This is a genomic window from Candidatus Paraluminiphilus aquimaris (genome assembly GCF_026230195.1).
Taxonomy (GTDB): Bacteria; Pseudomonadota; Gammaproteobacteria; order Pseudomonadales; family Halieaceae; genus Luminiphilus; species Luminiphilus aquimaris.
In genome coordinates this window covers 2,154,508-2,179,921 of sequence record NZ_CP036501.1, presented here as the reverse complement: position 1 = coordinate 2,179,921, position 25,414 = coordinate 2,154,508, and the positions used below count along the sequence as shown (strand labels likewise).

23 protein-coding genes are annotated in these 25,414 nt (G+C 52.8%); 13 read left to right on the top strand and 10 right to left on the bottom strand.

Annotation, left to right across the window (positions count from 1 at the left end; translation table 11 throughout):
* Positions 1 to 54 precede the first annotated feature (54 nt).
* Together E0F26_RS10045 and E0F26_RS10040 are read left to right on the top strand one after the other, a co-directional pair.
* Positions 55 to 2,553 (top strand): glycoside hydrolase family 3 protein, encoded by a 2,499-nt coding sequence (locus E0F26_RS10045; protein ID WP_279241524.1) that lies wholly within the window; start codon positions 55 to 57, stop codon positions 2,551 to 2,553.
* Between the two features lie 44 nt (positions 2,554 to 2,597).
* On the top strand, positions 2,598 to 4,178 hold the full coding sequence (locus E0F26_RS10040) for a sodium/sugar symporter (protein ID WP_279241523.1): 1,581 nt from the start codon (positions 2,598 to 2,600) through the stop codon (positions 4,176 to 4,178).
* Positions 4,179 to 4,252: 74 nt separating this feature from the next.
* Here E0F26_RS10040 and E0F26_RS10035 read toward each other — a convergent pair whose 3' ends face one another.
* Entirely contained in the window at positions 4,253 to 5,722 is a 1,470-nt protein-coding gene (locus E0F26_RS10035; protein ID WP_279241522.1) for an aldehyde dehydrogenase family protein, read from the bottom strand.
* A 435-nt stretch (positions 5,723 to 6,157) separates the two neighbouring features.
* Between E0F26_RS10035 and E0F26_RS10030 the strand changes: the two genes are divergently transcribed.
* On the top strand, positions 6,158 to 6,940 hold the full coding sequence (locus E0F26_RS10030) for a crotonase/enoyl-CoA hydratase family protein (protein WP_279241521.1): 783 nt from the start codon (positions 6,158 to 6,160) through the stop codon (positions 6,938 to 6,940).
* A gap of 107 nt (positions 6,941 to 7,047) precedes the next feature.
* On the opposite strand, the gene tal is transcribed toward E0F26_RS10030, so the two are convergent.
* Positions 7,048 to 7,953, bottom strand: coding sequence for a transaldolase (tal, locus tag E0F26_RS10025; RefSeq protein WP_279241520.1), 906 nt, complete (start codon positions 7,951 to 7,953; stop codon positions 7,048 to 7,050).
* Between the two features lie 105 nt (positions 7,954 to 8,058).
* Here tal and E0F26_RS10020 point away from each other — a divergent pair, with 105 nt between their 5' ends.
* On the top strand, positions 8,059 to 8,724 hold the full coding sequence (locus E0F26_RS10020) for an enoyl-CoA hydratase/isomerase family protein (protein ID WP_279241519.1): 666 nt from the start codon (positions 8,059 to 8,061) through the stop codon (positions 8,722 to 8,724).
* Positions 8,725 to 8,931: 207 nt separating this feature from the next.
* On the opposite strand, the gene E0F26_RS10015 is transcribed toward E0F26_RS10020, so the two are convergent.
* Positions 8,932 to 9,978, bottom strand: coding sequence for a 3-deoxy-7-phosphoheptulonate synthase (locus E0F26_RS10015; RefSeq protein WP_279241518.1), 1,047 nt, complete (start codon positions 9,976 to 9,978; stop codon positions 8,932 to 8,934).
* 137 nt (positions 9,979 to 10,115) lie between these two features.
* Positions 10,116 to 11,285 (bottom strand): isovaleryl-CoA dehydrogenase, encoded by a 1,170-nt coding sequence (locus E0F26_RS10010; protein WP_279241517.1) that lies wholly within the window; start codon positions 11,283 to 11,285, stop codon positions 10,116 to 10,118.
* Between the two features lie 310 nt (positions 11,286 to 11,595).
* Here E0F26_RS10010 and E0F26_RS10005 point away from each other — a divergent pair, with 310 nt between their 5' ends.
* The gene (locus E0F26_RS10005; RefSeq protein WP_279241516.1) at positions 11,596 to 12,060 is read left to right on the top strand and encodes a flavin reductase family protein; all 465 of its coding nucleotides are present in this window, start codon (positions 11,596 to 11,598) and stop codon (positions 12,058 to 12,060) included.
* 31 nt (positions 12,061 to 12,091) lie between these two features.
* Here the strand turns inward: E0F26_RS10005 and E0F26_RS10000 are convergent, their stop codons facing one another.
* Both E0F26_RS10000 and E0F26_RS09995 read right to left on the bottom strand, forming a co-directional pair.
* Entirely contained in the window at positions 12,092 to 12,700 is a 609-nt protein-coding gene (locus tag E0F26_RS10000) for an NADPH-dependent FMN reductase (RefSeq protein WP_279241515.1), read from the bottom strand.
* Between the two features lie 45 nt (positions 12,701 to 12,745).
* Positions 12,746 to 13,630 carry a LysR substrate-binding domain-containing protein gene (locus E0F26_RS09995; protein WP_279241514.1) on the bottom strand — a complete coding sequence of 295 codons (885 nt, stop codon included), beginning with the start codon at positions 13,628 to 13,630 and terminating at the stop codon, positions 12,746 to 12,748.
* Positions 13,631 to 13,724: 94 nt separating this feature from the next.
* Between E0F26_RS09995 and cysC the strand changes: the two genes are divergently transcribed.
* Complete coding sequence (gene cysC, locus E0F26_RS09990; RefSeq protein WP_279241513.1) at positions 13,725 to 14,342, top strand: adenylyl-sulfate kinase; 618 nt, start codon at positions 13,725 to 13,727, stop codon at positions 14,340 to 14,342.
* Positions 14,343 to 14,410: 68 nt separating this feature from the next.
* A complete protein-coding gene (sat, locus tag E0F26_RS09985; protein WP_279241512.1) occupies positions 14,411 to 15,601 on the top strand; it encodes a sulfate adenylyltransferase in 1,191 nt (396 codons plus the stop codon).
* Here sat and E0F26_RS09980 read toward each other — a convergent pair.
* Positions 15,590 to 16,864 (bottom strand): valine--pyruvate transaminase, encoded by a 1,275-nt coding sequence (locus E0F26_RS09980; protein WP_279241511.1) that lies wholly within the window; start codon positions 16,862 to 16,864, stop codon positions 15,590 to 15,592. The two genes, sat and E0F26_RS09980, sit on opposite strands and share 12 nt — an antisense overlap.
* An 86-nt stretch (positions 16,865 to 16,950) precedes the next feature.
* On the opposite strand from E0F26_RS09980, the gene tpiA reads away from it, so the two are divergent.
* Genes tpiA through udk form a run of 6 tightly spaced genes read left to right on the top strand, consistent with a single transcriptional unit; the run spans position 16,951 to position 23,293 of the window.
* The gene (gene tpiA / locus E0F26_RS09975) at positions 16,951 to 17,673 is read left to right on the top strand and encodes a triose-phosphate isomerase (protein ID WP_279241510.1); all 723 of its coding nucleotides are present in this window, start codon (positions 16,951 to 16,953) and stop codon (positions 17,671 to 17,673) included.
* Between the two features lie 5 nt (positions 17,674 to 17,678).
* Complete coding sequence (locus E0F26_RS09970) at positions 17,679 to 19,214, top strand: hypothetical protein (protein ID WP_279241509.1); 1,536 nt, start codon at positions 17,679 to 17,681, stop codon at positions 19,212 to 19,214.
* 26 nt (positions 19,215 to 19,240) lie between these two features.
* The gene (locus tag E0F26_RS09965) at positions 19,241 to 20,014 is read left to right on the top strand and encodes an SDR family NAD(P)-dependent oxidoreductase (RefSeq protein ID WP_279241508.1); all 774 of its coding nucleotides are present in this window, start codon (positions 19,241 to 19,243) and stop codon (positions 20,012 to 20,014) included.
* Between the two features lie 30 nt (positions 20,015 to 20,044).
* Positions 20,045 to 20,812 carry a crotonase/enoyl-CoA hydratase family protein gene (locus tag E0F26_RS09960; RefSeq protein WP_279241507.1) on the top strand — a complete coding sequence of 256 codons (768 nt, stop codon included), beginning with the start codon at positions 20,045 to 20,047 and terminating at the stop codon, positions 20,810 to 20,812.
* A gap of 57 nt (positions 20,813 to 20,869) precedes the next feature.
* Positions 20,870 to 22,636 (top strand): carboxylesterase/lipase family protein, encoded by a 1,767-nt coding sequence (locus tag E0F26_RS09955; RefSeq protein ID WP_279241506.1) that lies wholly within the window; start codon positions 20,870 to 20,872, stop codon positions 22,634 to 22,636.
* Positions 22,637 to 22,681: 45 nt separating this feature from the next.
* Positions 22,682 to 23,293: a uridine kinase gene (gene udk, locus E0F26_RS09950; protein WP_279241505.1), complete on the top strand. Its 612-nt coding sequence runs from the start codon at positions 22,682 to 22,684 to the stop codon at positions 23,291 to 23,293.
* Positions 23,294 to 23,405: 112 nt separating this feature from the next.
* Here udk and E0F26_RS09945 read toward each other — a convergent pair whose 3' ends face one another.
* From E0F26_RS09945 to E0F26_RS09935, 3 genes are all read right to left on the bottom strand, one after another.
* On the bottom strand, positions 23,406 to 23,699 hold the full coding sequence (locus tag E0F26_RS09945) for a hypothetical protein (protein ID WP_279241504.1): 294 nt from the start codon (positions 23,697 to 23,699) through the stop codon (positions 23,406 to 23,408).
* An 8-nt stretch (positions 23,700 to 23,707) separates the two neighbouring features.
* A complete protein-coding gene (locus tag E0F26_RS09940; RefSeq protein WP_279241503.1) occupies positions 23,708 to 24,250 on the bottom strand; it encodes a glutathione peroxidase in 543 nt (180 codons plus the stop codon).
* Positions 24,251 to 24,361: 111 nt separating this feature from the next.
* Positions 24,362 to 25,090: an alpha/beta hydrolase gene (locus E0F26_RS09935; RefSeq protein ID WP_279241502.1), complete on the bottom strand. Its 729-nt coding sequence runs from the start codon at positions 25,088 to 25,090 to the stop codon at positions 24,362 to 24,364.
* Positions 25,091 to 25,414: the final 324 nt, after the last annotated feature.

The following is a 25,414-nucleotide window of genomic DNA, read 5'->3' as shown; positions in this document are numbered from 1 at the left end:
GACAGTGCCGCCGGGGTGGTAAATGCGTTCCTGACAATGAGCGAGCGGTAATCTATGCGCCTTGCACGACACCTCACCTATTCCACATTAGTAGTTATGACCTTGGCAGCTTGCGGCACGAAGCCAGCGACACAGGGCGCCCATGTTGATTTGAGCTGTGCTCAAGCTGCGACCACTTCAGTGGACATAAAAGCCTGTGCCGACGCCATAACCAGTCAACTCACCTTGCGGCATAAAGTCGGCCAGATGATTCAGGGCGAAATTCGCGATGTTTCTGCGCAGGATGTGCGCGAGTTTGGTTTAGGCAGCGTCTTAAACGGCGGTGGGTCATTTCCTCAGGAAAACAAATACGCGACGGTGGAGGATTGGGTCGATCTTGCTAATGCCTACTATGAAGCGTCGGTAGACACCACAGAAGGCAGCGCAGGTATACCTATCGTCTGGGGGACAGATGCCGTTCACGGTCACAACAATGTGATGGGCGCGACGTTGTTTCCGCACAACATTGGTCTGGGTGCGACGCGTGACCCCGAGCTTGTGAAACAGATCATCGGAGCCACGGCCCGAGAGGTCAAAGCAACGGGCATCGACTGGATTTTCGCGCCAACCGTTGCGGTTGCGAAGGATGCCAGATGGGGACGAACGTACGAATCGTTCAGCTCGGACCCAGCCATCGCCGGCAGTTTCGTTGCTCCAATCGTCGAAGCGATGCAGGCCGAAGGGATCGCATCGACGGCTAAGCACTTCATTGGGGACGGCGGTACGTTGCGTGGAGATGACCGAGGCGAAACGACTCTACCTTTGGATGAGTTAATTGCAGTCCATGGACAGGGGTATGTGGAAGCGATTGATAAGGATGTTATGAGTGTCATGTCATCCTTTAATAGCTGGTATGGCGACAAAATTCACGGCAGCAAAGCAATTCTTACCGATTTGCTTCGAGGTGAGATGGGCTTTGAAGGTATGGTCGTTAGCGACTGGAACGGTATTGGTGAGGTTGCGGGCTGCACCAACGATGACTGCGCGCAAGCGATTAACGCCGGCGTGGACATGCTCATGGTGCCTGCCGAGTGGAAGTCGCTCTATCACAATACGCTCGCGCAAGTAGCCTCTGGCGAGATTGCTGAGGCGAGGATCGATGAAGCAGTATCGCGCATTCTCGTAATGAAAATAAAAGCGGGGTTATTTACTCGTGGGCAGCCATCGACCTTTGCCGCGGAGTATCGCGATCAGATTGGACATCCTGAGCACCGCGCTCTGGCGCGCGAGGCCGTGCGCAAATCGCAAGTTCTACTCAAAAACAGCGACAACCTGCTGCCTTTGCATGCAGATCGCCGCTATTTGGTAGCGGGACCTGGCGCTGACAATATTGGACAGCAAAGCGGTGGATGGACCATAAGCTGGCAGGGTACTGGCAACGCCAACACAGACTTTCCGGGCGCGATGTCAATATTGGAGGGTTTGACCCAGCAAATCGAGTCGGCAGGAGGTAGCGTCACCACTGACGAGTCGGCGGAGGTTGATGCGGCGATCTTTGTTTTCGGAGAGACGCCTTATGCTGAGATGCAGGGGGACGTCTATTCGGTCGCTTGGTATGACCAGCGCGCAGAGCGGTCTCGTATGAAAGCGTTGAAGCAACGCGGTATTCCTGTAGTAGCGGTCTTTTTGACAGGTCGCCCAATGTGGGTAAACGATATTCTCAATCTCAGCGATGCCTTCGTGGTCTCCTGGCTTCCCGGAAGCGAGGGGCAGGGCGTTGCTGACGTTCTTCTGCGAGATGCCGCGGGTCGTGTGCAATACGACTTTGCGGGAAAGCTACCCATGGCGTGGCCCGGTTTGGACGTTAATGCACGTGATCGGGATCTCCCGGTGGACGAGTTCATTTTCCCTCTTGGCTATGGACTTACAGTAGATGAGTCCCGTCCCTGGGTCGCGCTCTCTGAGGTAATGATCGGAGCCGATAACAGCTTGGACCAAGAAGTATTTAATGGCGGCCCACGCGGATCCTGGCGACTCTTTTCCGGCGATGCGAGTGACTGGGAAGTGGAGGCCACTTCGAGCAGTTCACAGTCATCAACGGGTAGCGTCACGATTGAGGCTATTGACCGGTTGGTTCAAGAGGACGCGCGTCGAGTTACTTTCGTAGGGAATGGGGCCGGTGTATCCCAAGTCTACATGCAGTCAGAGTACCCGACGGATTTAACGGCGCTCAATGACGCGGGCGGAGCCTTGTCTATCGAGTTTAGAGTTCAGCGTATGCCGACGTCGGTGGTGGAACTGCGCATGGACTGTAAATACCCATGTTCGGGCGCTGTGCGCTTCACGAAAGTCCTGCTGGATTCACCTCTCGGTGAGTGGACTAAGCGGGCCGTTCCGGTGGCGTGTTTCCAAGAGGCAGGCTTGAACTTAGCGCAAGTAAATACAGCCTTCGTTCTGGCGACTGAGGGTGATATAACGCTCGACATATCGGAGATTAAGTTGACAACGATGCCAGAGATTCGCTCGATCGCGTCGTGTGCTGACCTCGTTAACGACACACTGCTGCTCGACTAGCATGACGGTTTGCTTGTCGTATACGAAGAATAAAAGGGGGAAATATGGGCTCTATTGATCTGGCAATTGTGGCAGTTTATGCCATTGGTTTATTTGCTATCGCTCAGTGGGTTTCACGCGATTCAGGACAAGCGAAAACCACCGAGGACTATTTTCTTGCAGGCAGAACGCTGCCTTGGTGGGCGATCGGCGCGTCTCTTATTGCTGCAAATATTTCGGCTGAACAAATCATTGGACAGTCGGGTCAAGGCTTTGTTGTCGGTTTGGCGATTGCAGCTTATGAATGGCAGGCTGCCATTGTACTGCTGCTGGTCGCCAAGTACTTCCTACCCATTTTCTTGAAGCGCGAGATTTATACCATGCCGCAGTTTTTACAAACGCGGTATGGCACCGGCGTGAAGACGCTAATGTCGTTTTATTGGATAGTACTTTACACCGCGGTGAACCTGACAGCCGTTTTATGGTTAGGCGGTTTGGCGATAGAGAGCCTTACGGGTCTTGATGTCACTCTAGCGATGATGGCGCTTGCGGCCTTCGCGGTCATTTACTCCATTTATGGCGGTCTCAAGGCTGTGGCACTGACCGATATTATTCAGGTCGTCATACTCATCTTTGGTGGTTTAGCCATTACCTGGATAGCCTTGGATGCCGTAGGCGCGGGTAATGGTGCAGGCGCAGGACTCTCGAGACTGGGTGAAGAGGTGCCGGGTCACTTTGAAATGATTCTCGACGAATCGCACCCAAATTATAGCGACCTACCAGGAATATGGACCCTACTGGGCGGCCTATGGGTGCTTCATTTTTCTTACTGGGGATTCAACCAATACATCATTCAACGAGCACTCGGTGCAGAGAGCTTAGCTGAGGCGCAAAAAGGGCTGGCTTTCGCCGCATTTCTAAAGCTGCTGATTCCACTTATCGTGGTGATACCCGGTATCGCGGCGCTCGTTCTTGCGCAAGACGGTGCTCTCGCCTACGACGTGCTGAATGAGAAGTCAGATCGAACCTATGGGGAGCTGATGAAGCTCGCGCCTGAGGGGCTCCGTGGGCTCGTTTTTGCGGCATTAATTGCGGCGATAGTGTCATCACTCGCGTCCATGATGAACTCGATTGCCACTATCTTCACGATGGATATTTATCGGCAATACACGGCGGGAAACAAAGACGAGGCGCACTTTGTCACAGTTGGTCGCGTGGTTGCTTTTGTCGCGATGTTACTCGCTTTGGTGCTTGCTCGGCCATTTCTCGGTGGCATGGAGAGCGCCTTTCAAACCATTCAGGAATACACAGGCTTTATCGCCCCCGGCGTGGTAATCATTTTCTTACTCGGCTTTTTCGATCGTCGTGCTAATGAGGCAAGCGCTTACGCCGTGCTTGTTGGCTCTGTGGTAGCAAGTCTAGTCCTGAAAATGAGCATGCCTGATTTGCCCTTTGTCTTGCGTATCTGGCTGGTGTTTCTGCTAAACGTGGCATTCGGTGTTGTCGTGTCACGCCTGACACGCGCGCCCGAGGAGGCGCAGCCTGTTGTGTTGGGAGATATTCGATTTGGCACTACACAAGGATTCAACGTTGCCTCCATCGCGATATGCTTGATCCTTGTGCTTATTTACGTCGCATTTTGGTAAATAATTAGCCCTAAGTTGCGACACAAAAAAGGCCCCAGATGGGGCCTTTTTTGTGGAGCTTTCGGCGCGGAATCTTATTTCATACTCTTCTTTGTTAGAAACCGGTACATCTTATCTTTAAACCCTACATAGGGAGGCCCCATGAACTTATTGATCGTGAAATTGGCCTGGTGGAACACAGGACGCATCTTAGAGCACGACGTAAAGCCTTCCTTTCCGTGGTAATGACCCATTCCACTGCCACCCACGCCTCCAAAGGGCAGATCGTGCTGGGACACATGTAGCAGGGCATCGTTGATGCTCACGCCACCGGACATGATGTATTTGATGTAGTGTTCGGCGAGTTTCTTGCTCTTTGTGAAGGGGTACATCGCGAGCGGTCGGTCCCCTGAATTCACGTGCGCAATCACGTCATCTTCCGATTCATAGGTCATGATCATGAGAAGCGGGCCAAAGGTCTCCCTGTTTCGGATGATCATCTCGGGAGATGTATCAACGACAAACTGAACCGGCACTTTGCGTGTGTCAGGGTTGGGCTCCTCGCCCGTAGGGTTGATGATTCTTGCACCTTGAGCACGTGCGTCGTCGAGTGTTGCCATCATCCGGTCATAGGCTCGTTGATCAATCATGGACGTGTAGTCGTCAGAATTAATCGTCGGTACGTTAGTCTTTAGCCAAGTACTGCAGTGTTCAAGGAATTCATCCAGCTGTGATTTGTGGACCATGACGTAATCGACGTTCACGCATATCTGCCCTGCGTTGAACTGCTTTGCAAACATGATGCGCTCGGCCGCTTTGGCAAGGTCATAGTCAGGATCAATAATGGCAGGTGACTTACCTCCTAACTCCAGAATAACGGGTGTCAGATTTTCTGCGGCGGAGGCCATGACTTTTTTGCCCGTGGCGCCAGAGCCAGTAAAGATAATGAGATCAAAGGCAAGCTTGGAAAACTCGATGCCGACGCCACCTGTCTCTTCGATAAACACGAGCTTGTCTTCTGGCAAGTACTTGGGGGAGAGCTCCCTCAGGAGGCGGGTCAGCGAGCGGCTGTTTTCCGACATTTTAACCATCACGCGATTACCCGCCGCAAACGCTATCGCAATCTGGGATACCGAGAGAAACACAGGGAAATTCCATGGGATAATGAGACCAACGACGCCTAGAGGTTGTGGAATGACCGTGTTGCTGGCGAAGGGAAACATGGTGGAATCGATGTGTCGCTTCTCGGGCTTCATCCACTTTCTAAGATTTTTGAGAATGTCATCAATACCGCCGCCGGTACCAATAAATTCGGCAAACATGGTCTCGTGCTCTGAGCGGTGTCCGTAATCTTCAGAGATCGCCTTCGAAATAGCCTCGCTGTTCTCCCCAATGAGCTTCTTGAGCTGCTTTAAGTGGTGCTTACGGTCTGCCTCGCTGGGGTTAGGATCTTGGTGGTACGCCCGGCGCATCTCGTCCAGTTTCATCTGCATTGAGCCGCGGATGGCTTCGGCCTGTTCGATTGACCCGGCAATCGTTGGGTTGATATCAGCGATCGAGTTCATGACGTTCTCGTTATTGTTGGTGGAGTCAGGAAAATACCGCTGTGCTCAATGGTTTGCAAATCATCAGCGAGTTCATGAATCGCCTACACGATGGCGACTCGTGTCGATAGTCGGTTCACCCCTACCATCATGTCGGGTCGAGGCCGCGCCGATTGGCCCGTGGGCAACGTATTAACGGGTGAGCAAAACACATCCGGTGGAATAGGTCGCCCCCAAGGGGACAGCGCTAGCGGCGTTTTTGGAGGTCAATCGAGCAGGGTCTCGCGCCACCTTACAAACGCTTGGCGTATCGCATTTTGCAGAAATCGCTGTTAGGAAATGCAACGTCGAATTACCGCGATTGAGAGAATGAATTGCCGGTCGATTGGCATCTCTTTATGATGGCATTTCGCAGTATTTATCGCCGCGCGTAACAGAAAAAAGAGAGGAAGAGAGATGGCAGAACGGGTATTAATGACCACGACAGACGGTGTCTGTCACGTCCGGCTAAACCGGGGCGATAAGATGAACGCGCTTGATCCCGCGATGTTTGAGGGCATCACTGCGGCGCTGGAGACACTTGCGGTTAATGGTAGTGTCCGTGCCATTGTGTTGAGTGGTGAGGGCGACGCATTTTGCGCCGGACTCGACTTAGGAAGCTTTGGCCTAAAGGACGACGCGCCCTCAGACCTTGTTCCTCGTACCCATGGAAAAGCTAATTGGGTGCAGAATCTCGGTTGGGGATGGCGACAACTGCCTGTGCCAGTTATCTCTGCTGTGCACGGCGTGTGTTTTGGCGGTGGACTTCAATTGATGGCGGGCTCCGACATAAAGATCATTCACCCTGATACCCGTTGTGCCGTTATGGAAATGCGATGGGGGCTCGTTCCTGATATGTCCGGCTATCCACTGTGGCGGGGTAACGTACGTGACGATATTCTGCGCCGCCTTGTCTACACCAATGAGATTTTTTCGGGTGAGGATGCGCAGAGCTATGGTTTTGCGACCGAGGTTAACGAGGAGCCCCTTGCTAGGGCGCTGGAGTTGGCTCGAATCATTGCGGGTAAAAATCCAGATGCCATTCGCGCCGCAAAAAAGATCTCGAATATGATGGGTGAGGCTTCCGATGCCGAACTGCTTTTGGCGGAGTCAGTTGAGCAGACTGAGATTATCTATAAGCCCAATCAACTTGAGGCTGTGGCGGCGTTTTTCGAGAAGCGCGAGGCGAAGTTTGGCTAGGACAATCAAGGGGCGGGCGGGCCACAAACGTTCCTAAAAAAAGCGCCTACGGGCGCTTTTTTTATATCGACACGGTTATCCTTTCGGGAACAAGCAACGATCTTTGATCAGGCGAGCGCCGCTTCCAACTTCACCTGGTCAGCGACAAAGCGCCTAATTCCGTCAGCGAGCTTCTCGCTGGCCATGGCGCTTTCGTTGTGTTCAAAACGAAATTCGGCCTCTGATATGGGTTGACCTACAGCTGATGCCGCCTGCGCTTTACTCAGCGCCTCAGGCAAGTGACCTTCGCTCGCACCTAACGCGTCGAGAAGATCGGGTGCAATGGTAAGCCTATCGCAACCCGCAAGCGCCTCAATCTGCCCTGTATTTCTAAAACTCGCGCCCATAACCACCGTGTCGTAGCCGTGGGTTTTATAGTGATTGAAGATCTTGGACACCGACTGCACGCCGGGATCTTGAGCAGGTGTGTCAATCACCCTATCCGTGTTGGCTTTATACCAGTCAGTAATTCTGCCAACGAAAGGCGAAATTAAGAAAACGCCTGCATCCGCACAGGCCCGCGCTTGCTCAAAGCCAAACAATAGCGTCAGATTGCAGTGAATACCGCGCTTTTCCAGCTCAGCAGCGGCTTGAATGCCTTCCCAAGTCGAGGCGATCTTGATCAGTACACGGTCAGCTGCCACGCCTTCTCTGTCATAAAGCTCAATGAGCTTTTCTGCTTTCTCGATGGTGCGTGAGGTATCAAAAGAAAGCCGAGCGTCGACTTCAGTACTGATGACTCCGGGAACCAGGGCCACGATTTGTGAGCCAACTCTTACAGCAAATTCGTCAGCCGCGTTTGGCGTGCCTTTTAGCGAAGCTACATCTGCCTCAAAGCGCGCAAGCCCAGCTGCCTTGAGCAACAATGAGGGGTTGGTGGTCGCGTCAACCGGCTTTAGCTTGGCTATTGCGTCTATGTCACCTGTATCTGCGACTACTGTACTCATGGCAGCTAGCTGCTCAAGCTTGGTCATGCACCCCCCTATGGTTTTGAATTAAAACAAGAGTGACAAGTCTAACTCATAGCGGCCCGGCTCATGTAGTATTCGCCGCTAACAATTTGTTCGAGAGTGTCTGCCATGCCAGCTATCCATCGCCATCAATTTATCGGAGAAGGCCGCTTCAACCCTGAAACCTTGGGTCAGTTTGATGAGGCAATTACCAACGCCATAGCGGATGAGGAATGCCAAGTTCTGCTGCTCGCGGGCGAGGGAAAAAACTTCAGTCAGGGACTGGACTTAGATTACTTGATGGCAAGTGGCGACAAGGAGTTCACTGAGTTGTGTATGCGCGTCCTTGCTCGCGTACTCGACGCGCCGTTTCCAGTGGTTTCAGTGGTGACAGGGCATGCGTTTGGTTTGGGGGCGATGATTGTTTTGGCGTCTGACTACAGTGTGATGAGAGAAGACCGAGGGTTTTTCTGCCTACCTGAGGTCGATCTGAACATGACGCTGACCGTGCGAATGAACGAGCTTGTGTGCAGCAAGCTGAGCCCATTGGCAATCAGGGCTGCGCTGTTAACGGGGGAGCGCCTAACAGCGAGTCGGGCCTTGGACCTCGAGGTCGTCGATGCTACGGGATCCATGGACGACTTAGAAGCGATGGGACTCGAGTTGGCAGCCCCTATGATGGGTAAAAACCGGCGATCGCTTGCAGGACTGAAACGTGGTTTTAACCAGCCTATCATTGAGTTAATTGAGTCAGATGAGCCTGATGGGCCTATTTCGGCCCCCGCATTCTCCTAGCGTCTACGGTGAGAAAGCGCGCTGGGTGAGGCCCCTAAGCAAGCCACGCCAAAGCGCCCTTGCTGAAGGCGAAGAGATCTTTAGCGATCGATGCCTTGTTGCGGCGCATTTGGGGTGCTCGAGACACACTACTTTACCTTGTCAGAGTCGATCTCAAGGAAAATGGGACCACTCGCGAAGAATATGCCGGGCGGTCTTGCCCCTGAGTCATCCCTGAGCGAGGGCGTCTAACAGCATCTCACTGTCTGCCCAACTGAGGCAGGCGTCGGTGATGCTTTGTCCGTAGGTGAGCGCATCAGGTCGCGCAATGGGCTGATTTCCACCAACCAGATGGCTTTCGATCATGACGCCTTTTATAGGGCAGCCTGCTTGGCGCCTTTGATCAACGATGCTTTGGCAAACACCGATTTGTTTCGCGTGATCTTTCTGACTGTTTGCGTGACTGCAGTCCACCATCAGTCCTGTGGTAAGTCCCGCATTTTCCAACAGAAGTTCGGCCTCTCGGACGCTCGTCGAATCATAGTTAGGTTTGAGTCCGCCGCGTAGAATTAAGTGGCAGTCATGGTTGCCCGCTGTTTTAACGATCGCAGCAGAGCCCGTCTTTGTGACGGACAAGAAATGGTGGCTCGCGCCAGCCGCTCTGATTGCGTCGACTGCAATTTGAACGTTGCCCTCGGTTCCGTTTTTAAAGCCAACAGGGCATGACAAGCCAGAAGCGAGCTGACGATGATTCTGACTTTCTGTTGTTCGTGCACCAATCGCACCCCAAGACATCAGGTCCGCGACATACTGAGGTGTAATTGCATCTAAGAACTCACCCGCAGTAGGTAATCCCATATTATTGATCGAGAGTAAGAGCTCTCTTGCGAGCGCTAAGCCGTCGTTTATTTTGAAGCTGTCGTTCAGGAACGGGTCGTTGATATAGCCTTTCCAACCCAGACTCGTTCGCGGCTTTTCAAAGTAGGTGCGCATCACTATTTCGAGTTTATCGGCATATTGCTCCCGAATACGCATGAGCTTTTGCGCGTAGTCAAGCGCTGCATCAGCATCATGAATGGAGCAGGGACCAATCACGACCAGTAGGCGAGGGTCTTCTCCACGCATGATTTTGGCAATGCGGCTGCGAGTTGTCTCGATCAACGCGGCTGTCTCAGTGGGGACCGGGTAACGAGCGATGATCTCATTAGGAGAGACGAGGTCGTCGATTCCATCGATTCGTACGTCATCGATGGTGGACACGTTTTCAAGGGACACAACTACTCCTAATTTACTCATTGGTGTGAATCGCCAGTATATCGCCTGCGATCAACTATTGCTCTTTCGTTTGCCCTCCTTATTGAGGGCAAGTACCGCGTCCCGCGTCCCCGAGGATGCTGGGAAAGCCTTTTTAATTAGGCAGTCTCTTGGAATATCTCTCGCCCGATCAGCATCCGCCTCACTTCGGAGGTGCCTGCACCGATTTCATACAATTTTGCATCTCTCAAAAAACGTCCGGTTGGGTAGTCGGTTGTGTAACCGTTGCCGCCCAGTATTTGTATCGCATCGAGTGCGGCTTTTGTCGCAGCCTCTGCGGTATAGAGGATGACAGCAGCGGCGTCTTTGCGACTGTCCTCACCGCGATCGAGTGCACGACCAACCTCGTAGAGGTACGCGCGACAGGCGGCGGTCGAGGCATACATGTCAGCGAGCTTCCCTTGGATGAGCTGAAACTCGCCGATGGGTTGATCGAATTGTCGTCGCTCATGAACGTAGGGCACGACGGTGTCTAAGCAGGCCTGCATAATCCCAACGGGTCCACCGGAGAGAACAGCGCGTTCATAGTCGAGTCCAGACATGAGTACCGCTACACCTCCATTAATCTCACCCAGGACGTTTTCCACCGGGACGGGGCAATCTTCGAAGATAAGTTCCGCCGTATTCGAACCACGCATGCCTAATTTGTCGAGCTTTTTTCCCTGCGAAAATCCGGTAAAGCCGCGCTCTACAATGAAGGCGGTGATGCCTCGTGAGCCGGCTTCTGGCTCGGTCTTTGCGTAGATGATGTAGGTGTGTGCATCGGGACCATTCGTGATCCACATTTTACTACCATTGAGAATGAAGTGATCTCCGCGACGCTCGGCGCGCAACTTCATACTGACCACGTCAGAGCCCGCGTTGGGCTCGCTCATCGCGAGCGCACCCACTTTCGCGCCTGAGCAGAGGTCCGGTAGGTATTTCTCTTTTTGACTCTCAGTACCGTTGCACTGGAGTTGGTTAACACACAGGTTGGAGTGCGCGCCGTAGGACAGACCAACTGATGCCGAGGCACGACTGATTTCTTCTAGGACGATGATGTGCGCCAAATACCCCATCGCCGATCCACCGAAGCGCTCGTCCACCGTAATGCCCAAAAGACCTATATCCCCCATTTTGCGCCATAGGTGATGAGGGAAGTCGTTTGATGAATCTACCTCGCTCGCAATGGGAAGCAGTTCATTCTCTACGAACTGCCGCGTGGTATCTCGGAGCATATTGAGCTCTTCGCTCAATCCGTGGTTTAGGCTTTTTAGGGGGTTACTCATTGTGTTTAGCACCTCATTTTCACAGGCCACAGCTTAGGCAGTCGGAAGGCGCTGTCAACGCGCGATCGAACTCGATCATCACATTAGACGAAATCGAGCTAAAAAAATAAGTGGGTATTTGCTTTAATGTCCGTCGGGGTGATCTCGTGCTTGTATGTTAAGCGTAAAACGGATTTAAGCCGCTGTTTCTAGTTGCTCATATCGATTGAAGACGTCGTAGGCCATCTGGACGATGGTCTCGTTACCCTAAAAGGACGCCTTAATTGCGCTTCGCTAATGATAGTCTCACGCTGTGGAAAAGGGGCGTATTTTGGATACACGAGAGCTTAGAAACACCTTAGGGCAGTTCGCTACGGGTGTCTGCGTATTAACGACCGAGTCGAGTAAGGGGCCAATTGGTATGACGGTGAACTCGTTCGCCGCGGTCTCACTCGAACCCGCTTTGGTCTTGTGGAGTATTCAAAATAACTCGGACTGTTTTGAGGAATTTACTCAGTGTGAACGTTACGGTATTTCCGTGCTGCAGCAGTCGCAGGAAGTCATATCAAACCGATATGCCCGCTCAATGGATCATCAAGTCGAATCTTCAGATTTGACTCACGATGCAAACGGCACGCCGCTGATAAAAGACGCGCTCGCAACGTTCTCCTGTCGCGCGCAGGCCATCCACGAAGGGGGTGATCATCATATTATTGTCGGTGAGGTTGAGGCGTTTACGACAGTGGACGGTGAGCCGCTGTTATTCTTTGGCGGGGGCTATACACGCCTGTCTTAAATGGCGGATTGTTTTGCTGGCAGCCAAGGCATCACATGCCGTTCGGGTAGGCCTCTAAGTCTGTAGCACCCGATGCTCGGACCTGAATCAACGCATCACCGTAGGCGATGAGCTGCCTGAGGCAGTACAAGCTCCGCTCTGATATGTAGCTGTGTTCATCGGTATCATTTGCTGCCGTATCGTCATTCATAACTACCATGCAATTCCTAACGATCAAGTGCTCAGGCAGGTAGCACATGCGATTATTCTTATAGCTACTGACCCGTAACTCAGTGATCGGGTAGCTGCCTCCAGGGCCCACAGACACACCGACCGCCAGCGCTGGTTTATGCGATAAAGCAGTGCCATCACAGACCAAAAAGAAGTTTTTGACTGCAGCGGGCACCATTCCGTGCCACTCGGGTGAAATGACGATGATCGCTTCAGAGCTGTGCAGCTGCGCATTGAGCTCACCAAGCGGCGCCCAGTGGGTGGCGTCGGTGCCGATCTCCTCATCCCACAGCGGCAAAGGGTGCTTTCCTAAATCACAGGTCCAACAGCTGTGATCGCCAATCGATTCGATCTGCGCCTGCAAAAAGCGACCAATCTTCGCGCTTTGCGAATCTTTACGATGACTACCCACTATGATGCCTATGCGCATACTGAAATCTCGGTACTTGGTGAGTTGTGAATAATACGGAGCCAGCTACCGCATAGCTAGGCATTGTTGCCAGAACGCTTGCGCAGGGGCAGAGAGCACGCTATCGCGTCGCCGTATCATGGCTAGGCGTCGAGGCATTTTTCGTTCCTTAGGGGTTTTGAGCGCAACGAGTGTGCCGTCGACTAATTCACGCTCCAGGACACGAGCGGAGAGGCAGCCAACTCCCACACCCTTGGCAACAGCCCGTTTAATCGGCTCGTTATGACGGAACTCCATGGCGATTTGAAGATTGGCCAGTGCCCCTCGGAACGTGTCATTAAATACGGTTCTCGCACCGGACCCCAGTTCTCTCAAAACCCAGGCGGCGCGCTCTAACTCCCGTACCGAGGCGCGGCCTTGACGAACAAGTGGGTGATCGGGGCTCGCGAACACCACGAGTTCGTCTTCCAACCAGGGTTCGACTAAAACGCGTGGGTCATCAACAGACGATTCTATTAGACCAAAGTCAACATTCCCCTCGATGACGGCGTCGATAATGCCGGGAGAATTATCACTATTTATTTCAATATCGACATTCGCATGCTCTCTTTGGAAGTCCACCATGGTATCCACGATGATGTGGTTGGCGATGGTGTAACTCGCACCAATACATACTGTGCCCGCTATCGTCTCGCCCTTTAACTGCAGATTAAGGCGCTCTGCATGGGCGAGTAATTCGGTGACAGCGGGTGACAGCGACGCACCGACCCGATTTAGTTTTAGCTGTCGGCCGATTCGATCGAATAATTTCTGTCCAATCTGTGATTCAAGCTGTTGTATCGCGGAGCTCACAGCGGACTGTGATAGCGACAATTCTCTCGCGGCAGCGGTGGTCGATTCGAGCGTTGCGACGGTTGTAAATACGCTTAGCTGTTTGAGTGTGTACTGCATATTAACCAGTAATTTCGATAGATTTAATCTATTTAAACCGTTTTTATTTATAAATGATATCCCCTAGACTTGCGCCAGAATTTTGGAGAAAAACATGGCAGAGCAAAAAGCAACGAATATCCACTGGCACGAGGGAGAGGTGACTCGGGATGAGCGTGCTGGCCTTCTTGGACATCGGGGGGCAACGCTTTGGTTCACTGGCTTGTCCGGTTCCGGGAAAAGCACTGTGGCGGTGGCCCTTGAGGGCGTGCTTCATGATCGGGGGGTGCTTTGTTACCGACTAGATGGGGACAATGTCCGCTTCGGGATTAATAAGAATCTTGGCTTTAGCGAGGAAGATCGTGCAGAAAATATTCGGCGTGTTGGCGAGATTTCTAAGCTGTTTGTCGACTCGGGCGTGTTGGTCTTGTCGAGTTTTATCTCGCCGTATGTGCGCGATCGTGAGCTGGTTCGACAAGTTCATGAGGACGCGGGTATGGCCTTTATTGAAGTATTCGTCGACTGCAGTTTGGATGCTGCAGAGTTGCGCGACCCGAAGGGGTTATACAAAAAAGCACGAGCGGGCGAAATCAAAAACTTCACGGGCATCGACGATCCTTACGAGGCGCCACAAAATCCAGAAATTCACCTGAGAACGGATGAGCAAAGCCTGGAACAAGAGGTCGCTGAAATTATTGAGCAGCTTCAAGCGCGCGGTTTAATTCCCCAGTAGCTATTGCCTCAAGCTCGATAGCAACGCCCACCATCACCCCCTTATCTGAACGAGAACAAGAGAATCTAATGAGCTTAATTAAACCTCATGGTGCTGAGGCACTGAAACCCAGAATCGTGACAGGCGAGCGCTTGGACGCGCTGACACAAGAGGCGACAGATTTGAAGGCGATAACCATCTCGTCTGCCGCTGCTGCGAACGCCGTGATGCTCGCTGCAGGGTATTTCACACCCTTATCCGGGTACATGGATCGAGCTGACGCCCTGGGCGTCGCCCGCGATCTGCGCACGACCAGGGGGCTGTTTTGGCCTGTTCCTGTCTTAAATATGGTACCGGAGTTTCAGGGGGAAGTTGGGGATCGAGTCGCGTTGAGAGACCCTAATGTGGATGGCAACCCTGTGCTTGCTGTGATGGAAATTACGGGCATCGAAACGTTATCTGACGATGATATGTCGCTTATGACGCGCGAAATTTTTGGCACTGAGGATCCCGCGCATCCAGGTGTGGCAACGTTTAACAGTCAGGGGCGAGTGCTCTTGTCGGGACCTGTCGAGGTGTTGAATTACTCTTATTTTCAGGCCGATTTTCCCGAGACGTTTAGAACGGCCATGGAAATTCGAGATGAGATTACGCAACGGGGTTGGCAACGCGTGGTTGCCTTCCAAACGCGTAACCCGATGCACCGAGCCCACGAAGAGTTGTGCAGGATGGCAATGGATGACCTGGATGCCGACGGTATTTTGGTCCATATGTTGTTGGGTAAACTTAAAGCTGGCGATATCCCCGCAGAGGTGCGTGATAACGCTATCCGAACCATGGTCGAGCACTACTTTCCTGCGAATACAGTGATGGTCACAGGATACGGATTTGACATGTTGTATGCGGGGCCGCGGGAAGCAGTGTTGCATGCATTATTCAGGCAGAACGCCGGTTGTACGGAGCTCATTGTCGGCCGCGATCACGCCGGTGTTGGCGATTATTATGGTGGCTTTGATGCTCAAACCATATTCGATGATCGTGTGCCTCAAGACGCTTTGGCGATTCGTATCTACCGAGCAGATCACACGGCGTATAGCAAAAAATTGGATCGTGTGGTCATGATGAAAGATGCACCCGATCACGACAAAGCGGATTTTATTTTACTGTCTGGGACCAAGGTGCGTGAAATGCTGGGGCAGGGTATTGCGCCTCCACCCGAATTCTCGCGTCCCGAGGTGGCACAAATTCTGATGGATTATTATCAGTCCTTAGACGCTTGATGAGTCCTGATCATAAAGGCGTCTCGCTAGGTTAATGAGACGCTTTATACCCATCTCGACAGTGTTGGGGTCGCCGGCGTAGTTGACCCTCAAGCACTCGTTAGCATGCTGCCAATGGCGGGTTAGCCCTTGGAAAAAATGATGTCCCGCTACCGTTACCACCCCCTCTGCGGCGGCAAGCTCGTACAGCTTTTGAGTCCCGCCTGGGAGATTTTCGAACCAAACCCATAAAAACATGGCACCGTCCGGCCGGTGGACTCTGATTGGGAGCCCCTTTGCGGCTTCTAATAATGTATTCAACGCAAGCGACTGTTTCGATAAGTAGTGGGGTCTGATTACCGTCTCGCAGAGCTCATCCAAACGGTTATTTGCAAGTAGTGGAAGGACTAGCTCAGGGCCAACCCTAGTGGGTGCAAGTCCATTGATTGCATTGGCGTTTCGTATCAGTTCAGTCACCTCTGTTGCGGCAACAACAATGCCAGTCCGGACACCCGGTAGTCCAAGTTTCGACAGACTGAGGCAGAGGATCGTGTTGTCGTCCCAGAAAGGAGTGGCTTGGGTGTAAATCATGCCGGGAAAGGGAAGACCGTAGGCGCCGTCGATAATGAGTGGTACGTTGGTCGCGGCGCATTGCTGAGCCACATGCGTAAGCTCTGCATCAGTCACGACATTCCCTGAGGGGTTTGTGGGTCTGGAGAGACACACAGCGCCACTGGTCTTGATGCTGAGCTCAAAGCGTTCTAGGTCGATGCCGTATTTGAATTGCTGATCGCCAATAAGGTCGATGCGAGCGGGGGTTGATCGAAGAATGGGTCGCGCCTGACGACCCATGTCGTTATAGCCGACATATTCGGGCGCTATGGGGAGCTCAATGTGTCGCCAGCTTCCATCGCTAAAAGCCCCCGCGAAGGCGTTAAAGAGAACCTCAAAGCTCGCCTGACTACCATTGGTAATCGCGATATTGGACGCCGAAAGGTTTTTTTTAAAAAGGCCTGACAAACGCTCTGCTAACGCGGCTCTGAAGCGCTCATGACCCTGTGGTGCATCGTAGTCGCCCACCATTTGTGTGAAGCGCTTCGTATCGTCTACGACCTCACTGGCGATTTGGCGAAGCGCGTCCTCAACCTCTGGAATGTGGGCTGGGTTTCCGCCACCCATAGGGTAAAGTTGCCCTCCAGGCGGTGCAGCGATCGTGAGATCCTGCATGAGCTGGACGATTCCACTTTCACTACTGTAATGTTGCGCGTAAGTCGAAAATTTCACGTTGAGCAAATACCTCTGCGTGGTGCTCACTCACACCTCGACGATGATCGAGCGGCTACCGTTGCAATAAAGAGAACGAAACAACAATGATACCAAAGCTCGTAATAGCCAATTGGAAAATGGCGATCGATCGGGATTCAGTTCGCCATTTCCGTAATGAATGGGAAGCGAATCAGGCGTTTTGTGAGGCAAAAATCCTCGTAGCGCCTCCCGCCATTTTTTTGTCAGACCTCGACGGTATGGCGGGTGTAGCGCTCTGTGGGCAAGACGTTTCAGCCAACGAGCCGGGCGCGCACACCGGAGAATTGTCGGCGCAGATGCTGAATGATTTTGGTTGCAGCCACGGATTAGTCGGACATTCGGAGAGGCGCTCTTCGTGGAGCGAGTCTGATGCTTTGGTAGCCAAAAAAGCGCTGAAACTTGAGCTGTTGCAGATATGTCCTGTGATCTGCGTTGGCGAGTCGAAAGCCGATAGAGAGAGCGGCAGGGCAGAAGAGGTTGTGGCCGCGCAGGTCCTAGCTAGCTGTGCGTTATTGAAAAGCGCTCCGGTCATTGCTTATGAGCCCGTGTGGGCGATTGGTTCCGGAGAGGCTGCAACACCCGAGATAGCAGAAGCGATGCACGCTGCGATTAAAGCAACCTTGGGGGAAAGATTTGGCAAGCCTGTGCCTGTCTTGTACGGCGGGAGTGTCAATGAACGTAATGCGAGTCAGTTTACAAGCTGCGATAGCATCGACGGGCTTCTCGTGGGAGGAGCATCCTTGAACGCCAGAACGTTTTTAAATATCTGTCAATCGGTTGGGAGTTAGGGTTAATGCAGATCAGTGACAATACGCCGGTCTTAGTGGCCTCGGGCCAGATTGTTGATCGACTTGGTGACGATTGGCGCGGTTTATCACCCGCAGATCTCGCTGCCGAAGCGCTGAACGCGGCCGTGGCAGCAACCAATGTGACAGATCTTGCTAGCACGGTTGATCAGTTGATGGTGATGCGGACCTTCGTGGACTCTGTACCAGAGCGGATTAAGCCCTTGTTAGCACCCTTTGGATCAAGCGATCAGTTTGCCCGATCGGTTGCGAACCGAGCGGGTATGGAAGGCGCAAAGGCTGTTTATGCGACGGCAGGTGGGCAGAGTCCGCAGCAGTATGTTGCAACGGCCTGTTCTGAGATCGCTCAAGGCCGTGCCAACGTCATCGCACTGTGTGGTGCGGAAGCGATAGCGACAATGCGCGCGTATCAACGATCTGGCGAAACGCTCGACTGGTCGGAAAGCCCCGAGGGCACATCCGAGGATCACGGCATGGGCCTTGAGGATCAATTCGTTCCCGTCCTGGCCGCGCACAAGGTGATCGCTCCAATCGATATTTATCCCCTGATGGAGCACAAAAAACGCGTCTCTCGTGGCATGAGTCGTAGCCAATATCAGACATTTTTGGGTGATGTTCTCGCGCCGCTTGCAGATACAGCGCGCGAGAACCCCATCACTATGTTTGAGTCGGTGCCAGCGGCAAATGAAATCTCAACGCCATCGGGGCGAAATCGCGTGGTCGGGGATCCTCATCTTAAATCCATGGTTGCTAAGGATGGTGTCAATCAATCTGCGGCTGTCATTGTCATGCGATATGACAGGGCGTGTGAGCTGGGCCTTGAGAATCAGGCGGTTTTTTTAAGAGGGTTCGCAGAGGCCACCGAGCAGGACCTTCTAAAGCGGGTTGACTGGTCAGTATCACCAGCGCTGCGTTGGGCCTATGAGCATGCGCTCATCTCCGCGGATTTGACGCTCTCGGAAGTCGACGCGTTCGACTTATACAGTTGCTTTCCTGTTGCTGTCATTGAGGCGATGGAGGCTCTGGGACTTGAGGTAGGTGAACAACGAGCCGTCAGTCTCACGGGCGGGTTGCCATTTTTCGGTGGGCCCGGAAACAACTATTCAATGCATGGCATCGCATCGGCGGTAACAACGATTCAGCGTAAACAGCATCAGACAGTGCTCGTTGGCGCACTGGGTGGTCACATGTCCAAGCATGCTGTGGGCATCTACAGTCGTACGCCGGGTGGTGTCGACCCAAGAGCGAGCGACTTGAAGTTCGAAGGTGCTGGAAATAGTCGAGTGCTTGCCGCAGAATTCAGCGGCACTGCCGTAGTAGAGACTTTTATGATGAAGCAGCTGGCCGAGGGGACTTGGCTTGCTGTGCTCGCTTTAAACGAGGCTGGAGAGCGTGTTGTCGCAGCTTCACTATTGCAGCCGGGTGACCTGAAAGACCTCTGTGTCGAAGGCGATCCTGTCGGTGCAAGGGTTCGCATTGAACCTGATACGCAAAACACGCACAAAGTTGTCGGGCTTGCCTGACGCAACGTTAGTTACAGAGGATTTATATGGATATTTCAGGAAGAGCGGCCGTTGTCACAGGTGGTGCATCAGGTATCGGTCAGGCAGTTGCCCGACGAATTTATGCCGATGGTGGCAATGTCATCATATTTGATCTCAATGCAGACGCAGGCAATGCGATGGTTGAGGAAATGGGCGCAGATCGTTGTGTCTTTGCGCAGGTCAATGTCGCTGATGAGGCCACTGTTGAAGCGGGTATTGAAGCGGGAATCGCGAAATTTGGTGCGATCTACGCGGTGGTCAATTGCGCAGGTATTGCAAATGCGTCGCGTACGGTTGGTCGGGACGGTGCATTCCCCCTTGATCTGTGGAACAAGGTCATTGCCGTCAACCTCACCGGTACATTCAATGTCATTCGCCTATGCGCGGTTAGAATGCAGCACAACGAGCCTGTTGATCAGTACATGGGACGGGGTGTGATTATCAATACAGCATCGGTTGCGGCCTTTGAAGGACAAATGGGGCAGGCAGCCTATAGTGCAACCAAGGGCGGCATCGTGGGTATGACTCTGCCGATAGCGCGTGATTTGTCAAAAATGGGTATTAGAGTGAATACGATTGCTCCCGGCATGATCAACACACCGCTTTTCGCAGGTCTTCCACAAGATTCTATCGATTCCTTGTCGGCCGCAGTTCTATATCCTCAGCGCCTAGGTGCGCCGGAGGAAATTGGTAAGTTGGCAGCAGCAATTATAGATAATGACTACATTAACGGCGAAACTATCCGTATGGATGGTGGCATCCGTATGCAACCCCGTTAAGGTTACGGTGAATCGATAAGGAGAACGATAATGAGTGAACCAGCTGTATTAACGGACGTCGCCGATGGCGTCATGACAATTACAATTAACCGTCCCGCCGCAAAGAATGCAGTGAATAAGGACGTTGCGGTAGGGATCGCGGCGGCTCTGGATCAGCTTGACGCGGATGAGAATACCCATGTGGTCATTCTGACGGGCGCGGGCGGTACTTTCTGCTCGGGCATGGATCTCAAGGCCTTCGTTACAGGCGAGACACCTTACGTCGAGGGGCGCGGATTCGCCGGTATGGTTCAACGCTCTACCGACAAGCCGCTAATCGCTGCTGTCGAAGGTTACGCGCTTGCGGGTGGATGCGAATTGGCGATTACATGTGACCTTATCGTCGCTGCAGACAATTCCAAGTTTGGCATTCCTGAAGTAAAGCGCGGGTTAGCGGCGGCGGCGGGTGGCCTTGTGCGCCTTCCTCGTCAAATCCCAAGCCGTGTTGCTATGGAGATGGCCCTCACGGGTGATTTCATGGATGCAGATCGCGCGTTGAGCCTCGGCCTGATCAATCAGGTAGCACCTGCGGGCGAAGCCCTGGCTCAAGCCAAAGCTTTGGCAGCAAAGATAGCGGAAAATGGTCCACTTGCAGTGAAACGGAGTAAGCAAGTGATCAAGGAATCGATCGACTGGTCGCAGGACGAAATGTTCGAGAAGCAGCAGGCGATCGTGAACCCTGTCTTTTCGAGCGAAGATGCGATTGAAGGTGCGACGGCCTTCGCTGAGAAGCGCAAGCCTAATTGGAAAGGTCGCTAAGCTAAGTTAGTAAAACGACCCGGCAATGCCGGGTCTTTTTTTATCTGGGATATGAATATGCGTTTAATTGGATTTGTAGTGGTCTTTTTGTGGTTGTCAGGGTGTGCCTCGCCCAGCCAAAAATTGTCAAATCAAGAGGCTGTGGTTACGGATACGGGTTCGGTTTTGGCATACGAGTCTGAAGACAATGTACTGCAATGGTTCGACATTCCTTACGCTCAGGCGCCTGTGGGTGATCTGAGATGGCGAGCACCACAAGCCCTTGCCGTGACCGATGGGCGCATCAGACGTAGCTCAGATGACATTATGTGCCCTCAAGAAGCGGGCTATGTGAGTGGGGTTGAAGGTGAGTCAAGTATAGGCGCTGAAGATTGCCTTTATCTTGACGTGACTGCACCGGCCGATGCAGACGGCAGTTTGCCCGTAATGTTCTGGATACACGGTGGCGGTAACACGGCAGGGCACAAAAACGACTACGACTTCTCCAAATTGGCTGCAAAGCAAAACGTGGTGGTTGTCACGTTCAATTACCGCCTTGGGCCTCTCGGTTGGTTTAGTCACCCAGCGCTCGATACTGGGCCAGGCGCAATCGCCAACTTTGGCACGCTCGACATCATTGCAGCGCTGGGCTGGGTTCAGCGAAATATTGATGGCTTTGGTGGTGACAAGAATAACGTGACGATATTTGGCGAGAGCGCTGGGGGACACAATGTGTTCACACTGTTGGCCTCGCCACTATCCAATGGGTTGTTTCACAAAGCGATTTCGCAGTCGGGCTATGTCCGATCGATGAGTCCTCGCGAAGCGTTTAACCGGGATCGCGAATTCCCAGAGATCGATCGCGGAAGTTGGGAATTTACGCAAGAACTCGGTTTAGACGATGAGCGTGCAACGGCGAGTACACTCCGAGCGATTGACGCAGACACTATTATTTCTACCTTCTTTGATATGCCATCTGATCATCGTAGCCCCGGCATTATCAATGACGGCGTTGTAATACCAACAGAGGGTTTTGCCCAAGCACTAAGTAATCCTGCGTATGCGAAGCCGGGCGTATCCGTCATGGCTGGCGCTAATAACGAGGAAGTCACTTTGTGGATGGGCTTAAATCGTTACTTTGTGAATGCATCGTATCCACTCACCAAGTGGTTACCGCCTAAAGTCACTTTGAAAAACCCTGATTTGTATAAGTTTTGGGTTAGACAACGCTCAGAAGGCTGGAAAGCGCAGGGCGTTGACCGCCCTTTGGTTGCACTCGAGGCCGCGGGTTACTCATCCTTGTACGCCTATCGTTACGACTGGAATGATCAAGAAGACAGCTTCCTCATTAAATTTTCTGAGGTACTAGGTGCCGCTCACGCGAGTGAAATTTCATTTGTTCAAGGGAAGGCGATGTACGGGCCGATTGGTTCTTACATGTATCCGGACAGCGAGTCCGCTCGCGATATGACCGATATCATGATGACCGCTTGGGGTAATTTTGCGCGCGATGGTAGGCCGGGTACGGTCAAGGGCGACGCTTGGGCACCCTTTGTGTCCCGGGCACCGCATTACATGGTGCTCGATTCGCTGGGGGATCACGAGCTAAGAGCCGACGCAGCCTCTATGGAGGCCATCTTTGCCGAGGTCGCTGATACCGATCTTTTATCTTCCAATGATCGTTGTATTCTCGCTTGGGAGCTCGCAACAGCACTCGCTGATCCGGCCTATGGCGCCTACCGGCGCTGGAACGGTGGTGAATGTGCCGATGTTGACGTGCGTGCATTGCGTAAATCGATTCGTGAGGCGCTTGAGGATGAGTTTGGAACCACTTCGGTACTCTGAGCTGACTGACTCCCGCTTCATCGATAAGCGTTGGGTTCGTGCATCATGACGAAATTAATCGCCGTAGTCGGCGCATCGGGCAGTGGCAAGAGCAGTGTGGTCGCGCGACTTACAGCAGGCCGCGAAGGCCGTATTTCGGTCGTTCATGCCGACAGTTATTACCGCGACCTTTCGCACCTTACATTTGAGGAGCGTGACCGCGTTAATTACGATCATCCGGATGCCATAGAATTTGAGCGGCTGTGCAAAGATCTCCGATCATTAAAAGCGGGGCAGCGCATCGAGGCACCGGTTTATGACTTCAGTGTGCATAACCGTGCAGCTGAGACTCAGGGGATAGATGCAACGGATGTCGTGATCGTAGAAGGCATCCTCGTCTTGGCGGATCCCATCACTGTTGAGCTGATCGATAAGATTGTTTTTATCGAGACGTCGCTTGCTACCTGCCTCAAGCGGCGGATCGAGCGTGACAGGACAGAGAGGGGGCGCTCAGAGCGATCAGTCCGTGATTTCTGGGAAACGCGGGCAGCGCCTATGTTTTTGCAGTATGTTGCACCCTGGAGGGATAGAGCGGATCTGGTGCTGAGTGGCGAGCGCGACCTGTCTGCGGCCCATGAGCAATTGAGCGCGTGGTTACTCGCTGACACGAGTCAGTGATGCCAACGCTTCACTTTGTTGGCTTTTCATCCATCGGAAGCACAACTCGGTATTGACGGTGAGCATGCGGTTCTTAAAGGCGGTAGCCAATTACCTTTTGTTGCTTATGCGCTCAAAGTGACTCTCGTTGCTTAGAAACCCAGCGAAAGTGTGCCGCCAGTGTCTCGTCAGTCAGCAATTTCTCAAGGGTGTTGAAGCGCGTAGCGAGTGTTATTTCATCGTAGAGAGTGTGGACGCCTTTGTGGCATTTACGGCAAATGCGGACGCCCACATTGAGTTGTTCTTTCGAAAACCGTTTACGAAAGCCTTTTCGTCGATGAACCTTTTTGGGGATCAAGTGATGGAAGGTGAGTGCCACCACCCTGCCACAACAAGCACAGGGCGGTAGGGCGGCGTGATTAACCATCCAGGAGACTACTCTCCGCCGACAGTTACCTCGTCAATGAGATCGCGTAATTCACTGCTATCGGGCCCGACGCCTGAACCAAATTTTGCAACCACTTCACCGCTTCCTGAGACGACATACTTGTTGAAATTCCAACGTGGGTATCCTTTCGCCTCGCCCAAGCCTTGGAAGACGGGGTTAGCGTTACGACCACGAACAGACGTCGTTGCCATAACGGGGAACGAAACGTCGTATTTCTCAAAGCACACGGTTGCCGCGTCGGCTTCATCGTTCTCTTCTTGGAAGAAGTCATCCGACGAAAAGCCGACGACGACGAGGCCTTTGTCTTTGTAATCTTGGTGAAGCTGTTCAAGCCCCGTGAACTGCGGGGTGTAGCCACAATTACTCGCTGTGTTCACGATGAGCATAGGCTTACCTGCGTAACTCTCGCAAAAGTTAACCGTGTCTTTGGAGCTGAGCTTGCGCATTTCTGTGTTCAAAAACTCTGGGCATGCGAGCGTTGTCGCCGAGGCTGTCATACCGAGTGTCAGTGCTAGTAACGTGCGTTTCATGGGAGTTCCTCCGTTGAGTTATGGAAGTATAGGTCAAACCGAACCATTCGGTTCATTAGTCGAATGTTTCGTCGAACGCCTGTCCAGCTAGCTGCTTGCGCAACAAGCGCGTCAGAGTCGACCGAGGAGCCGCTCAACCTCTGCCATGGTCCACTCGGGATGACAATGATAGGACGATGCGTGCGTGCCCCATCGTCCTTTATCAGCCAAGCAGGGGTGATCTGGCTCGATGCGCGGCACATAGGTCAATGTTGCCGAGCTATTGTTTGCCGCTAACGTCTCGCTCCACACGGCGCGAGTAATGGGGTCATCTTTGTTTTGAACAATATGAATGGGAAGGGATAGGTCTGCACCCAACCTCAACGCATCATTTTTTCCTCTGGGGAGGCCCCAGAAATAGGGCGCCAGCCAAGCCATAGGCTTAAACAGTGCTGGCGACAGTCCGTAACCGACGTAACCGCCCTGAGCGAGCGCATCGTAGGTGTTTAACATTGGATCAAATAGTAATAAGCCGTCGGCGGACATTCCGTTTGCAATGGCGTAGATCGCTGTAGCGCCGCCCATTGAAAGACCGCATACAATGACTGGAACGTCGCCAGATTTTCGATTTTGTAGCCAGCGATTTGCGGCCTGAAGGTCTCTGTATTCGGTCGCACCCATGCGCAGGTATCCGTCGGTATACTCCGAATTCCCATGGTTGCGTTGATCAAACGTAAGAACAGAAATGCCCTGGCTGTTCAGATGATCGTAAAACCCTAGCGTGTTGAAAAAAGGAGAGAATCGGCTCGACCCGGCGCCATGGGCGAACAGGACAATCGCCCGTGGATTTGTTGCCGGCATCCACCATCCCTCAAGGCGTAAACCCTCACTATCGATAACAATATCTTCAAAAGCTCGACTAGGTCGCTTGTCAAGGAGTGGCTCAGATCCCGATTTTAAACCGAGCCATGGGAGAGCGATTCCGAATATGAAACCGAGTAAAAGGACTGCGTAAAGTCCGTACCTAAGAGCAGTCATCGCAGATAGCACTGGTTTAAATCCTCCATGGATAGTGGGTGGCTCGCTCGCCCGGCTTGAGTATAGCGCGAGCTTCAATCAGGGGCTTGTCAGTAGGGCGACTCGCTGCCGCGACGGTAAATAGAAGCTCAGTATTTTGAGTCACAG